13 protein-coding genes are annotated in these 13,345 nt (G+C 73.3%); 10 read left to right on the top strand and 3 right to left on the bottom strand.

Features of this window, described 5'->3' with window-relative positions; genetic code table 11:
* Window positions 1–789, top strand: coding sequence for a 3-oxoacyl-ACP reductase (locus ACFC0G_RS34795; protein WP_376411442.1), 789 nt, complete (start codon window positions 1–3; stop codon window positions 787–789).
* An 86-nt stretch (window positions 790–875) separates the two neighbouring features.
* The gene (locus tag ACFC0G_RS34790) at window positions 876–2,123 is read left to right on the top strand and encodes an HAD family hydrolase (protein ID WP_376411439.1); all 1,248 of its coding nucleotides are present in this window, start codon (window positions 876–878) and stop codon (window positions 2,121–2,123) included.
* Here ACFC0G_RS34790 and fabV read toward each other — a convergent pair.
* Both fabV and ACFC0G_RS34780 read right to left on the bottom strand, forming a co-directional pair.
* Window positions 2,120–3,331, bottom strand: coding sequence for an enoyl-[acyl-carrier-protein] reductase FabV (gene fabV / locus ACFC0G_RS34785; RefSeq protein WP_376411436.1), 1,212 nt, complete (start codon window positions 3,329–3,331; stop codon window positions 2,120–2,122). The two genes, ACFC0G_RS34790 and fabV, sit on opposite strands and share 4 nt — an antisense overlap.
* A 237-nt stretch (window positions 3,332–3,568) precedes the next feature.
* On the bottom strand, window positions 3,569–4,771 hold the full coding sequence (locus ACFC0G_RS34780) for an amino acid deaminase/aldolase (RefSeq protein WP_376411433.1): 1,203 nt from the start codon (window positions 4,769–4,771) through the stop codon (window positions 3,569–3,571).
* Window positions 4,772–4,894: 123 nt separating this feature from the next.
* Here ACFC0G_RS34780 and ACFC0G_RS34775 point away from each other — a divergent pair, with 123 nt between their 5' ends.
* The 3 genes from ACFC0G_RS34775 to ACFC0G_RS34765 all read left to right on the top strand — a co-directional run bounded on the left by ACFC0G_RS34775 (window position 4,895) and on the right by ACFC0G_RS34765 (window position 8,582).
* On the top strand, window positions 4,895–6,469 hold the full coding sequence (locus tag ACFC0G_RS34775) for a hypothetical protein (RefSeq protein WP_376411430.1): 1,575 nt from the start codon (window positions 4,895–4,897) through the stop codon (window positions 6,467–6,469).
* Window positions 6,470–6,591: 122 nt separating this feature from the next.
* Entirely contained in the window at window positions 6,592–7,731 is a 1,140-nt protein-coding gene (gene mycP, locus ACFC0G_RS34770) for a type VII secretion-associated serine protease mycosin (RefSeq protein WP_376411494.1), read from the top strand.
* A gap of 119 nt (window positions 7,732–7,850) precedes the next feature.
* Entirely contained in the window at window positions 7,851–8,582 is a 732-nt protein-coding gene (locus ACFC0G_RS34765; protein WP_376411428.1) for an SseB family protein, read from the top strand.
* A gap of 83 nt (window positions 8,583–8,665) precedes the next feature.
* Here ACFC0G_RS34765 and ACFC0G_RS34760 read toward each other — a convergent pair whose 3' ends face one another.
* Entirely contained in the window at window positions 8,666–9,043 is a 378-nt protein-coding gene (locus ACFC0G_RS34760) for a DUF1844 domain-containing protein (RefSeq protein WP_376411425.1), read from the bottom strand.
* 381 nt (window positions 9,044–9,424) lie between these two features.
* Here ACFC0G_RS34760 and infC point away from each other — a divergent pair, with 381 nt between their 5' ends.
* From infC to ACFC0G_RS34735, 5 genes are all read left to right on the top strand, one after another.
* On the top strand, window positions 9,425–10,138 hold the full coding sequence (infC, locus tag ACFC0G_RS34755; protein ID WP_376411491.1) for a translation initiation factor IF-3: 714 nt from the start codon (window positions 9,425–9,427) through the stop codon (window positions 10,136–10,138).
* Window positions 10,139–10,260: 122 nt separating this feature from the next.
* On the top strand, window positions 10,261–10,455 hold the full coding sequence (gene rpmI, locus ACFC0G_RS34750; protein ID WP_024760685.1) for a 50S ribosomal protein L35: 195 nt from the start codon (window positions 10,261–10,263) through the stop codon (window positions 10,453–10,455).
* Window positions 10,456–10,562: 107 nt separating this feature from the next.
* Entirely contained in the window at window positions 10,563–10,949 is a 387-nt protein-coding gene (gene rplT, locus ACFC0G_RS34745; RefSeq protein WP_024760684.1) for a 50S ribosomal protein L20, read from the top strand.
* 112 nt (window positions 10,950–11,061) lie between these two features.
* Window positions 11,062–11,901, top strand: coding sequence for a TrmH family RNA methyltransferase (locus ACFC0G_RS34740; protein ID WP_376411421.1), 840 nt, complete (start codon window positions 11,062–11,064; stop codon window positions 11,899–11,901).
* Window positions 11,902–11,982: 81 nt separating this feature from the next.
* Window positions 11,983–13,236, top strand: coding sequence for an ATP-binding protein (locus ACFC0G_RS34735; RefSeq protein ID WP_376411418.1), 1,254 nt, complete (start codon window positions 11,983–11,985; stop codon window positions 13,234–13,236).
* The last annotated feature ends 109 nt before the right edge of the window (window positions 13,237–13,345 follow it).

Below are 13,345 nucleotides of genomic sequence, written 5' to 3'. Positions count from 1 at the left end.
ATGACCAGCACCGAAGAGATCGTCTGCCGCCGCCTGGTCGGCCGTACCGCCGTCATCACCGGAGCCGGCAGCGGCATCGGACTCGCCACCGCCCGGCGGCTCGCCTCCGAGGGCGCGAACGTCGTCTGCGGCGACATCGACGAGACCGCAGGAAAGGCCGCGGCGGAGGAGGTCGGCGGCACCTTCGTCCAGGTCGACGTCACCGACCCCGAGCAGGTCGAGGCGCTCTTCAAGACCGCCTTCGACACGTACGGCTCCGTCGACATCGCCTTCAACAACGCCGGCATCTCGCCGCCCGACGACGACTCCATCCTGGAGACCGGCCTGGAGGCCTGGAAGCGCGTCCAGGACGTCAACCTCACCTCCGTCTTCCTGTGCTGCAAGGCGGCCCTCCCCTACATGCGCCGCCAGGGCAGGGGCTCCATCATCAACACCGCCTCCTTCGTCGCGATCATGGGCGCGGCCACCAGCCAGATCTCGTACACGGCCTCCAAGGGCGGCGTCCTCGCCATGTCCCGCGAACTGGGCGTCCAGTTCGCCCGCGAGGGCATCCGGGTCAACGCCCTCTGCCCCGGGCCGGTCAACACCCCGCTCCTCCGGGAGCTGTTCGCCAAGGACCCCGAGCGGGCCGCGCGCCGCCTCGTGCACATCCCGGTCGGCCGCTTCGCCGAGGCCGACGAGATCGCGGCCGCCGTCGCGTTCCTCGCGAGCGACGACTCGTCGTTCGTCAACGCCAGCGACTTCGTCGTCGACGGCGGCATCTCCGGCGCGTACGTCACTCCGCTCTAGACCCCACCCGCCCCACCTCCCCCCCACCCGGCAGCCGGGCGTCGCAAGGCGCCCGGCTGTTCCGCGTACCGACCTGGAGAGTGACCGTGCAGCACCGACTCCGTACGTCCACGGCCGCCGCCGCCCTCGTCCTCGCGACGACCGGCCTCGTCTCCGCCACCCAGGCCGAGGCGAAGCCCGCGGGCTGCCCCACCCTGAAGATCTCCGAGGGCTGGTACGGCGAGAACAAGGCGCGCGTCGACGCGCTGATCGCCGACCACTGCCACGACAGAGGAAAGAACCCCGTCGCGGTCTTCGACTGGGACAACACCGTCATCAAGAACGACGTCGGCGACGCCACCTTCTACTGGCTCCTCCGCAACGACCGCATCCGCCCGCCCCGGAACGGCGACTGGTCCACCACCAGCCGCCACCTCACCCCCGAGGCCGCGACCGCCCTCGGCGAGGCCTGTCCCACCGGCGTCCGCACCCTCCCCACGGCCACCGACACCCGCTGCGCCGACGAGCTCCTCGCCGTCTACGGCTCGGGCACCACCACCGGCGGGAAGACCGCCTTCGCCGGCTACGACCACCGCCGCATGGAACCCCAGTACGCCTGGCTCGCCCAGCTCCTGCGCGGCTGGACCACCCGCCAGGCCGAGTCCTTCGCCGCCGCGGCCCGCGCCGAGAACCTCGCCGCCCCACAGGGCGCCACCCAGCAGGTCGGCACGGCCCGGGTCACCGGCTGGGTCCGCTACTACGAGCAGCAGCGCGACCTCATCCGCACCCTCCGGGCCGCCGGCTTCGACGTCTGGATCGTCTCCGCCTCACCCGAACCCGTCGTCGACGTCTGGGCGAAGGGCGTCGGCGTCGACCCCTCCCACACCCTCGGCATCCGCAACACCACCGAACACGGCCGCCTCACAGCCCACCTCAAGGGCTGCGGAACGGTCCGGGACGGCGAGGACGAGATGATCACCTACGTCGACGGCAAGCGCTGCTGGATCAACCAGGAGATCCTCGGCGTGCGCGGACCCGCCGCCGAACGCGTCCAGCCGGCCTCCCGGCGCCAGGTGTTCGCCGCCGGGGACTCCGACACGGACATCTCGTTCCTGCGGGACGCGACCGGCCTGCGGCTGGTCCTCAACCGCAACAAGAACGAACTCATGTGCCGGGCTTACGAGAACGGCGACGGCCGCTGGCTCGTCAACCCCATGTTCATCGAGCCCAAGCGACAGAAGGCCACCCCGTACCCCTGCGCCACGACCGGCTACACGGCGGGCGACGGCGCGGCGGAACCGGTCCGCCGCACCGACGGCACGGTGATCCCGGACCAGCGGGACACCGTCTTCTAGACGCTGCCGGCCGCGGGCCAGGGGACGTCGGTCTCGACGGCGGCGGTGTAGTCGACGCCGGGGACGGAGAAACCGTAGAGGCGCCGCACCTCGTCGCCGAACCAGCCGAGGTCGGCGAGCCCGGTGATGGTGTCGCTGGTGGCGGTGGACCAGCGCGCGGCGACGGCGTCCTGCACGGCGGGGTCGAGTTCCCACGTGTCGAGACGGACCCGGCCCTCGTCGTCGAGGTCGAGGGGGCGGGCGCCGGTCAGCCGGTCCCACAGCTCCACCAGCTGACCGATCGGGGCCACCATGCCGTCGCCGAGGACACCGCGCAGCAGCCCCACGTACAGGGCGATGCCGGGGATGGCGGTCGAGGACTGGGTGACGGCTGCGGCGTTGACCGAGGTCACGGCCCGGCCGCCCACGGTCTTGCCGAGGCGCTCGTCCAACGTGCGCGCGGTGGCCTCCAGGTGGGCCTTCGCGGCGCCGATGGTGCCCTGCCGGTAGATCGCCGCGGTGAGCGGCGAACCGATGTAGGACAGGGCGGCGGTGGTGAAGCCGTCGGCGAGCAGGGACCGGTCGGCCAGGAACGTGATCCACCGCTCCCAGTCGGCGCCGCCCATCACGGCCACGGTCTGCTCGATGTCGTCACCCTCGGCCGGCGCGGTCGTGACCTCCTTCACCTCCGGGGCACCGGAGTCGTCGAAGACGAGGGTCTTGGTGGTGTACGGCTCGGCGATCGGCTTGAGCACCGAGGCGTACACGTCGCCGGTGTCCGGGTCGGTGCGGCGCGGGGCGGCCACCGAGTAGATCAGGTAGTCGAGCCGCCCGCCGAACCGCTCGGCCAAGAGGTCGGCGACCTGCTCCTTCATCGCGTCGCCGAACGCGTCGCCGTTGAGGAAGACCATGTCCCGCCCGTGCTGCCGGGCGAGCCGGGCGGTGGCGGCGGTGCGGTACCAGCCGGCCGTGCCGGTGCGCCGCGCGGGCGCCTTCTCGAAGCACACGCCGATGCCGCGGATGCCGACCCGGGCCAGGCCCGCGATCGTGGCGGCCAGGCCGTACCCGGCGGAGGAGCCGATGACCAGAGCCACCGGCCGCTCGGCCTCGGCATCGACCGCGGCGGGGACGGCCTGCCACATCTCGTCCACCAGCCGGGCGCAGCCGTCGGGGTGGGAATCGAGGAACAGGAAGCCCCGGCTCTTGGGCGCGATGACGCGTTCGCTCACGGTGTGGTCCCCCAGGTGTGTCGTCACGACAAGGACGAGGCGGCCGCCTCGGCCACCCCGTCCCGCCAGTCTGCGGCCGTCGGGACACACGTGGTGATCTTGACCGGCACAAGGATCCCCGGCCGGACTTTGGAGGGATTCACCAGCCGCACTCCGCCGCCGGAGAGGCTAGGGGGTGTCTTGTCGATCAGGCCGGATCATGGCCGGGGTCGCGGGGCCTGATTCGCCGGACAGGCCCTAGAGGAAGGTCTGCCCTTCCCCCCGGTAGGTCGGCACGGTGGCCGTGATGCGGTCGCCCTCGACCAGGCTCAGCCGGTCGAACCGCTCGCACAGTTCACCGGCCTTCGCGTGCCGGAACCACACCTTGTCGCCGATCCGCAGGTCGTCGGCCGGCGAGCCGAGCAGCGGGGTCTGGACCTCGCCCGGACCCTCCTGAGGGTCGTAGCGCAGCCCCTCCGGCAGATACGGCACGGGCAGTCGGTCCGGGCCCGCCACCCCGGACGCGGGATAGCCGCCCCCGAGCACGGTCACCACGCCCACGCCGGGGCGCCGGACGACGGGCTGCGCGAAGAGCGCGGCCGGACGCCCGCTGAAGGACGTGTAGTTGTCGAAGAGACGCGGCACGAAGAGCCCCGAACCGGCGGCGATCTCCGTCACCGCGTCCTCGGCGGCCGTGTGCTGGACGCTTCCGGTGCCGCCGCCGTTCACGAACTCCAGGTCCGGCGCCACCGCCCGTACGGCACGGACGACGGCCGCCCGGCGCTCCGCCAGCTCCCGGCGGGCGGCGGACTGCATCAGCCGGATCGCCCGCGAACGCAGCGGCCTGCCCGCGACCGCGTCGCCGACGCCGGCGACGTGCCCCTCGTACGCCATGATCCCGACCAGCCGGAAACCCGGGCGCCGCACCACGGAACGGGCCAGCTCGGCCAGGTCGGCGGGGGTGCGCAGCGGCGAACGCCGAGCCCCGACCCGTACCCGCCCGCCGAAGAGCTCCAGCGCCGTGTCCATCTCCAGACAGACCCGGACCTCCTCCGCCCCACCCGCGCGGGCGGCGTCGATGAGATCGAGCTGCGCGACGTCGTCGACCATCACGGTCACGGCGGCGGCGAGCTTCGGGTCCCGCGCGAGCTCCGCGAAGCCGGCGCGGTCCGCCGACGGATACGCGAGCAGCACGTCCTCGAACCCGGCACGCGCCAGCCACAGCGACTCGTCGAGCGTGAACGACATGATCCCGGCGAACCCGTCCTGCGCGAGCACCCGCTCCAGGAGCGCGCGGCAGCGCACGGACTTGCTCGCGACACGGATCGGCTTGCCGGCGGCCCGGCGGACGAGATCCGCGGCGTTGTCGTCGAAGGCCTCCAGGTCGACGATCGCCACGGGCGCGTCGAGATGAGCGGTGGCACGGTCGTAACGGGCCCGGTCGGCGGCGCGGGGAGTCATGGCCCGAGCTTGCCAGACAGGTATACGGGTGGGTAGCCCCCGGCCGCGGTCCGCCCGGGTTCCCGTACGGCGGGGAACAGCCCGTAGAGTGACGGGCATTGTCGACACGAGCGGGGGACGGGGATGACCAGCGAACACCCGCGCCCCACGTCCCGCATCACCGACGCCCTCCTGCCGACCCCACCCGCACCCCCGGCACCGCCGGGCCCCAAGGCACCGACGACGACGGGCACCCCGGCACCGACACCGCCGGCGACCACCCGCCGCCCGGCCTCCCCGGAGCCCCCCGAGCGCCCCACGGCGAGCAGGGCCCCGGCCCCCGCGCCGCAGGTGGCCCCGCGCCGCCCGGCCTCCCCGGAGACCCCCGCCGCGAGCAGGGCCCCGGCACCCGCGCCCCTTGCGGCGCCGCAGCGCCCGGCCCCTCCGGCCTCCCCGGCCTCTCCGGTGGCCCCCGAGCGCCCCACGGCGAGCAGGGCCCCGGCCCCCGCGTCGCTTCCGGCGCCGGCCGTTCAGGGCGGGTCCGAGCGCCCCACGGCGACCGGTCGCCCACAGCCCATGCCGCGCCCCGCGACGGCAGCGGCGCCGAAGGCGCCCACGGCGACGGGTACCCCGGCGCCCGCGTACCCCCCGACCCCGCCCCGCCCGGCCGCCCCCACGCCCCCCAAGCCGACCGCGGCCCCGCCGCGCCCCCGTACGGGCGCAGGCTCGGCCTCCGCGCCGCTGTCGCCCCGTCAGGCGCCCGCGCCCGCCCGCGACTGGGCGGCGCCGCACGGAGCGGGCGACCTGCCCGAGGTGGAGACCACCACCCGGCTCCGGCCGATCCGTGACACGGCCCGCTCGCCTCACCTGTCGAGGCCCGCGTACGGGAACGGGCTCGCGGGTGCCCTGCCGCCCGAGGCGCCCGTCGAGACGACCACCCGGCTGCGGCCCGTACGCGAGCGCCGCACCGGGCGCGTCCTCGCCGTCACGGCCTGTGTCGTCCTCGGCGTCGGCCTCATCGGCGGGGCCCTCGCCGGGATATGGCTGGCCTCCACCGACCCCGCGGGGCCCGCCGAACCCGCCGGGTACACCGACGCGAAGGACCTCTGGCACAACGCCCCCGTCGACACCCTCTTCCCCCGCACCCTCGCCGGCCCCGGCGCGGGGCCCGGCGCCGCCGACCGCACCTGGACCCGGATCGTCGTCGCCCCGGACACCCGCTGCTCGCCCGCCGTCCTGGCCAAGGGCCTCCTCGCCACCCTCACGCCGCTCGGCTGCGAGCGCGTCCTGCGCGCCACGTACACCGACGCCACCGCCAGCAGCGTGGTCACCGTCGGCCTCGTCTTCACCCGCGCCGACGCCGACGCGCAGCGCACCCTCGGCCAGGGCGGCCTCACCGCTCGTCTCGGCGAGGACGTCCCCCCGGCCCTCTCCGGACCCTCCACCGTCGCGGCCCGCTTCGGCGCTCGGCAGCGCGCGAGCTGGTGGCTGAGCGCCCCCGCCGACCTCCCCGTCGTCGTCACCGCCGTCTCCGGCTTCGCCGACGGCCGGGCCGTCGACCGCCCGCAGCCCGCCGACCGGGCCATGACCCGGGGCCGTACCGACGCCACCGCCCAGTCCGGCCTCGGCCACGAGGCCAAGGGCATCACGGGACGCTTCGAAGCGCTGCTGCGCAAGACCGTCGCCGCGGCGGTCAAGGAGAAGGAGAACGCCCGGTGACCCGCCCCACCCCGGCCCGGGCGACCACTCCCGCCCCGGCGACCACTCCCGCCCCGGCGACCACTCCCGCCCCGGCGACCACTCCCGCGCGGACGGCCACCCCCGCCCGCGCGACCACCGCCGTGCTCCTCGCCGCCGCCTTCTCCGTACTCCCCGCGACCACCGCCCCAGCCCACGCGGACACCATCCGCGCCCGCCAGTGGGGCCTGGAGGCCCTGCACACCACGGACGCCTGGAGCACCACCAAGGGCAAGGGCATCACGGTCGCCGTCCTCGACACGGGCGTCGACGCGAGCCACCCGGACCTCGCCGGCTCCGTCCTCCCCGGCCACGACCTCATCGGCTTCGGCGCCTCCAAGGGCGACCGTGCCTGGGCCCGCCACGGCACCGCCATGGCCGGCATCATCGCCGGACACGGCCACGGCCCCGGTGACGAGAGCGGCGTCCTCGGCATCGCCCCCGACGTCAGGATCCTGCCCGTCCGGGTCATCCTCGAAAGCGCCGACAAGTCCCGCGACAAGGCCCGCAAGACCCGCGGCACCGCCCTCGCCGAGGGCATCCGCTGGGCCGCCGACCACGGCGCCGACGTCATCAACCTCTCCCTCGGCGACGACTCCAAGTCCGCCCACGCCGACGCGGGCGAGGACGCCGCCGTCCAGTACGCCCTCGCCAAGGGCGTCTCCGTCGTCGCCTCCGCCGGCAACGGCGGCGAGAAGGGCGACCACATCTCGTACCCCGCGGCCTACCCCGGCGTCATCGCCGTCACCGCCGTCGACCGCTACGGCACCCACGCCTCGTTCTCCACCCGCCGCTGGTACGCCACGGTCAGCGCCCCCGGCGACGACATCGTCATCGCCGACCCCGACCGCCGCTACTACGAGGGCTGGGGCACCAGCGCCGCCGCCGCGTTCGTCTCCGGCGCCGTCGCCCTCGTCAGGTCCGCCCACCCCGACCTCACCCCGGCCCAGATCAAGCAGCTCCTCATCGACACCGCCCGCAACCGCCCCAAGGGCGGCCGCAGCGACTCCAAGGGGTACGGGACGGTCGACCCGGCCGCCGCCATCGAGGCCGGCGCCGCGCGCAAGGGCGGCGACCCCAAGAACGCCACCACCGGCTACCGGGGCCGGTACTTCGGCCCCGGTCCGACCACCCCCGTCGAGGCGAGCCGCCCCCTCGGCCTGCTCGCCCCCGCCGCCGGTGGACTCGGCGCCCTGCTGCTCCTGACCGCCGTCGCGCTCGGACGCACCCGGCGCACCCGCTGACGTCCCACGCAGACGCCGACGCCGACGCATACGCATACTCATACGCAGTCACAGGCGTCGACGTCGACGTCGAGGACCCGGCGGACGGGACGGCCGCCGCCGACGGTTAGGCTCGGTGCGTGGCGCTCAAGAACATCCCGGACCCCGGTTTCTCCGACGACGACGGCACCGCCGACCCGCGGCTCGCCGCGGCCCTCGCGGCCTGGGCGGAGGACAGGACCGCGCACGGCCCGGTCCTCGACGCGCTCAAGGGCGCGCGGCTGCTCGTCCCCGTGGTCGCCGTCCTCGGCGAGGTCGAGACCGACGAGAACGGCCTGCGCCGCGAGAAGACCAGCGACATGGCGGTCCCCACCCTCACCGCCGGCGACCGCCGGGCCCTGCCCGCGTTCACCTCGATCGCCTCGCTCGCCCTGTGGGACCCGGAGGCCCGGCCCGTGGCCGTCCCGCTCCACCAGGCGCTCCAGGCCGCCGCGCACGAGAAGGCCGACACCGTCGTCCTGGACCTCGCGGGCCCCGTGTCGTACCAGCTGACGGGACCGGCGCTGCTCGCCCTCGCCGAGGGCCGTTCCAGCGCCGACCCGCTCGACGACCCGGCCGTACGGGAGGCCGTACGGGCCGCCGTCGCGGCCGAGCCCGCGGTCCTCCGCGCGCACCTGGGCCCGGGCACCGCCGACGGCACGCTCGCCCTGGTCCTCGACGGCGACACCACCGCGGTGGAGGCCGCCCAGCGCGTCGCCCGCGCCCTGGCCGCCGACGAAACACTGAGGGCCCGCCTGGTGCGGGGCCTCGACCTGGCACTGCTGCCGGCCTCGGCCACGCCTCCGGGCGAGCCCTTCTACGTGAAGCGTTGAAGCGTTGAAGTACTGAAAGCAAGTCCGAGCCGTACACCGGTCCGGTGACTGCTCTCTTCCGGGGGCGACCCCGTACTTCCGGACTAGCCGTACACAGGCCCCGTGTACTTCTCGCCCGGCCCCTGGCCCGGCTCGTCCGGGATCAGGGACGCCTCGCGGAAGGCGAGCTGGAGGGACTTCAGGCCGTCCCGCAGGGGAGCGGCGTGGAAGGAGGAGACCTCCGTCGCGCCGGCGTCCAGCAGGCCCGCGAGCGCGTGCACCAGCTTGCGGGCCTCGTCGAGGTCCTTGTACTTGTCGCCCTCCTCGGTGAGCCCGAGCTTCACCGCGGCGGCGCTCATCAGGTTGACGGCGACCGTCACGATCACCTCGACCGCGGGGACCTCCGCGATGTCGCGGGTCATGGCGTCGAAGTCGGGGGATTCGGGGGAGTCCGCGGACTGGTTCTGGGGCGTCTCGCTCATGCCTCACACGATAAGCCGACCGGCGCGTCTTCCCGTCGCCGCCGTCCCCGTTCGCGTACGGGCTCGGGTCCTGCTAACCTTGTGTAACGACCGGCCGGACACCTATGTGCCCGGCCCACAAGTGGAGGCTCCGTACTCCCACCTGACCACCCTCACGGGTGGCGGGTCACCGGTCAGGTGGTCCCCATCGTTCCGTACGGACGATGGAACCGCCCGAGTTTGCGCCCCGCGGTTGATCGCGACGGTGCTCCGGTATTTCCGTGGAGCCCCGCCTGTGTCCCGTCCGGGGCGTTTTTTATGCGCCGGCTCGGTTGGTCTCACTGAAACAGACGTTGCGCGTCCGTCCGCCAGGCGGTCGCGTGGTGCTACCTAGGAGGATCCATCAGCGCCGAGCCCCGCATCAACGACAGGATTCGCGTTCCCGAGGTGCGACTTGTCGGACCCAGCGGCGAGCAGGTCGGGATTGTTCCGCTTGCCAAGGCCCTGGAGCTCGCACAGGAGTACGACCTCGACCTGGTCGAGGTAGCGGCGACCGCCCGTCCGCCCGTGTGCAAGCTCATGGACTACGGGAAGTTCAAGTACGAGTCGGCCATGAAGGCCCGTGAGGCGCGCAAGAACCAGGCGCACACGGTCATCAAGGAGATGAAGCTCCGGCCGAAGATCGACCCGCACGACTACGACACCAAGAAGGGTCACGTCGTCCGGTTCCTCAAGCAGGGCGACAAGGTCAAGATCACGATCATGTTCCGTGGTCGTGAGCAGTCCCGCCCCGAGCTTGGTTTCCGGCTGCTTCAGCGGCTGGCGTCGGACGTCGAGGAGCTTGGCTTCATCGAGTCCAACCCGAAGCAGGACGGCCGGAACATGATCATGGTTCTCGGCCCGCACAAGAAGAAGACCGAGGCCATGGCCGAGGCGCGTGAGGCCCAGGCCGCACGCAAGGCCGAGCGCCAGGGCGTCGCCGCCGACGAGGCGGCCGACGAGGTCGAGGCGGACGAGGCTCCGGTCGAGGAGGCTCCGGCCACCGACGCTCCGGTCGCCGAGGCTCCGGTCGCCGAGGCTCCGGCCGACGCTCCGGTCGAGAACCCCGAGGCGTGACCCGACGGGCTGCCACCCAGGCAGCCCAGGGACCCGCCCGGAACCACCAAAACTAAGAATTGACGCTCCCGCAGTCCGGTGTCCGCACCGGGGGAGCGCCACTGACGAGGAGATACGGCGCGATGCCGAAGAACAAGACGCACTCCGGTGCCAAGAAGCGCTTCAAGGTCACCGGCACCGGCAAGATCATGCGCGAGCGCGCCGGCAAGCGCCACCTGCTCGAGCACAAGTCGTCCAAGCTGACGCGTCGCCTCACCGGCAACGCCGAGATGGCCCCGGGTGACGCCGCCAAGATCAAGAAGATGCTGGGCATCTGATCTTGATCTCCCGCCCTCGGCGACGGGGGCATCCGGCTCAGACCGGGATCCATTCGTTTTTCGGGTCGTGTGAGGACCACCACGACCCCGCTACAAGGAGTTAACAAGTGGCACGCGTCAAGCGGGCAGTCAACGCCCACAAGAAGCGCCGGGCGATCCTCGAGGCGGCCTCCGGCTACCGCGGTCAGCGTTCGCGCCTGTACCGCAAGGCCAAGGAGCAGGTCACCCACTCCCTGGTCTACAACTACAACGACCGCAAGAAGCGCAAGGGCGACTTCCGCCGTCTGTGGATCCAGCGCATCAACGCCGCTGCCCGTCAGAACGGCATGACGTACAACCGCCTCATCCAGGGTCTGAACGCCGCCAACATCGAGGTGGACCGCAAGATCCTCGCCGAGCTGGCCGTCAACGACATCAACGCGTTCGCCGCGCTGGTCGAGGTCGCGCAGAAGGCTCTGCCGGCCGACGTCAACGCCCCGAAGGCCGCCGCCTGATCTTCCAGGCCGCAGTACCTCTGCCCGGACCCGCAGGCGCGTGCGCCTGCGGGTCCGGGTGCGTCGGCCCCCGAAGTCGCCGTCCCCCTCGAAGAGAGAACCGCCGCACCTCATGGTCACCCCCGAGCTGATCTCCCCGCGTTCCCCGCGCGTCGTCGCCGCCCGGCGGCTCGCCAAGCGCAACTTCCGGGGCAAGGACCGCCTCTTCATCGCCGAGGGCCCGCAGGCCGTCCGTGAGGCCGTCGAGCACCGCGGGGCCGGCGGCGAACCCACCCTCGTCGAGCTCTTCACCACCGTCGAGGCCGCCGAGCGGTACGCCCCGATCATCGAGGCCGCCCTCGCCTCCGGAGCCCGCGTCCACCACGCCTCCGACGCCGTCCTCGCCGAGGTCTCCCAGACCGTCACCCCGCAGGGCATCGTCGGCGTCTGCCGCTTCCTGGACTCGCCCTTCGAGGAGATCGTCGCGGCCAAGCCCAAGCTGGTCGCCGTCCTCGCCCACGTCCGCGACCCCGGGAACGCCGGCACCGTGCTGCGCTGCGCCGACGCCGCCGGAGCCGACGCCGTCGTCCTCACCGACGCCTCCGTCGACCTCTACAACCCCAAGTCCGTCCGGGCCTCCGTCGGCTCGCTCTTCCACCTGCCGGTCGCCGTCGGCGTCCCCGTGGAACAGGCCGTCGCCGGGCTCAAGAGCGCGGGCGTACGGATCCTCGCCGCCGACGGAGCGGGCCAGGACGACCTCGACGACGAACTGGACGCCGGCACCATGGGCGGGCCCACCGCCTGGATCTTCGGCAACGAGGCCTGGGGCCTGCCCGAGGAGACCAGGGCCCTCGCCGACGCCGTCGTCCGCGTCCCCATCCACGGCAAGGCCGAGAGCCTCAACCTCGCCACCGCCGCCGCCGTCTGCCTGTACGCCTCCGCCCGCGCGCAGCGCCCCCGAACCTCCGCCTGAGGGGTCCATTCCGGCATCTGCGCCCAGTAGAGTGACGCACTCGGGGGCCCACTGCGCTACACGGAGAGGTGGGGTACGGGGATGACGCTCGGCACGGACAGTCCCGCACAGGCACGGAGCGACGCGCCGCACGCCCCGGAGCGGCCCGAGGCCGCCCGTACACCCGCCGACGAGCCCCGCGCCACCGGTACCGACTCCGGTCCCCGTACCGCTGTCGCTGTCGCTGTCGCTGTCGCTGTCGATGCCGATGTCGAAGCCGGTTCCGGTTCCGATTCCGCCTTCGCGGGAGTCCACCCCGACGACCTGCCCGACGGCCTCGTCGTCGCCGACGAGACCGGCCGGGTCGTGTGCTTCAACGCCGCGGCCGGCCGCATCACCGCCGTACCCGCCGACCGGGCCCTCGGCCTCCCCCTCGACCAGGCCCTCCCTCTGGAGGACCTCAAGGGGCGCCGCTGGTGGACCCTGACGGACCCGTACGGCGGACTCGCCACCCGCCGCGGCCAGCCCGAGCGCAATCTGCTGCTCCCCGGCGGCCGCGAGGTCCTCGTCTCCGCCCGGTACGTCCGCGAGTACCCCACCGGCCCCGTCCGCCGCGTCGTGGTCTCGCTGCGCGGCACCGACGCCCGCCGCCGCACCGAGCGCAGCCACGCCGAGCTCATCGCCACCGTCGCCCACGAGCTGCGCTCCCCGCTCACCTCCGTCAAGGGCTTCACCGCCACGCTCCTCGACAAGTGGGAGCGGTTCACCGACGAGCAGAAGCGGCTCATGCTGGAGACCGTCGACGCCGACGCGGGCCGCATCAAGCGCCTCATCGCCGAACTCCTCGACATCTCCCGGATCGACTCCGGCCGCCTGGAGGTGCGCCGCCAGCCCGTCGACCTCGCCGCCGCCATCGGCCGCCACATCCAGGTCCACACCACCGGCGGCCAGTCCCCGGACCGCTTCTTCGTACGGATCAGGCCACAGCTGCCCGCGCTCTGGGCCGACCCCGACAAGATCGACCAGATCCTCGGCAACCTCCTGGAAAACGCGGTGCGCCACGGCGAAGGAACCGTCACCATCGAGGTGAGACCCGGTACGGCGGGCGACGACGGAGAAGTGGGGACGGAGGTCACCGTGAGCGACGAGGGCCCCGGCATCCCCGAAGCGTCGATGAGCCGCGTCTTCACCCGCTTCTGGCGGGGCAGCAAACGCGGCGGCACCGGCCTCGGCCTCTACATCGTCAAGGGCATCGTCGAGGCCCACGGCGGCACCATCACCGTCGGACGGGGCCCCCGCGGCGGGGCCGAGTTCCGATTTACCTTGCCCGTCGGCACGCCGGCCCATCTCATCTGACGAGATCAGAGGCCGCCCCGCCTGCCCACGGGCTCATGACCGTCCGAGCGCCCCGTTAGACTCGACCTTTGGCACGTTTGCGCCCTTGTCGTCGAGCGGGGCCGCGCCC

Source organism: Streptomyces sp. NPDC056169 (genome assembly GCF_042268445.1).
In the GTDB taxonomy this organism is placed as follows: Bacteria; Actinomycetota; Actinomycetes; order Streptomycetales; family Streptomycetaceae; genus Streptomyces.
This window is presented reverse-complemented; position numbering and strand designations above follow the sequence as displayed.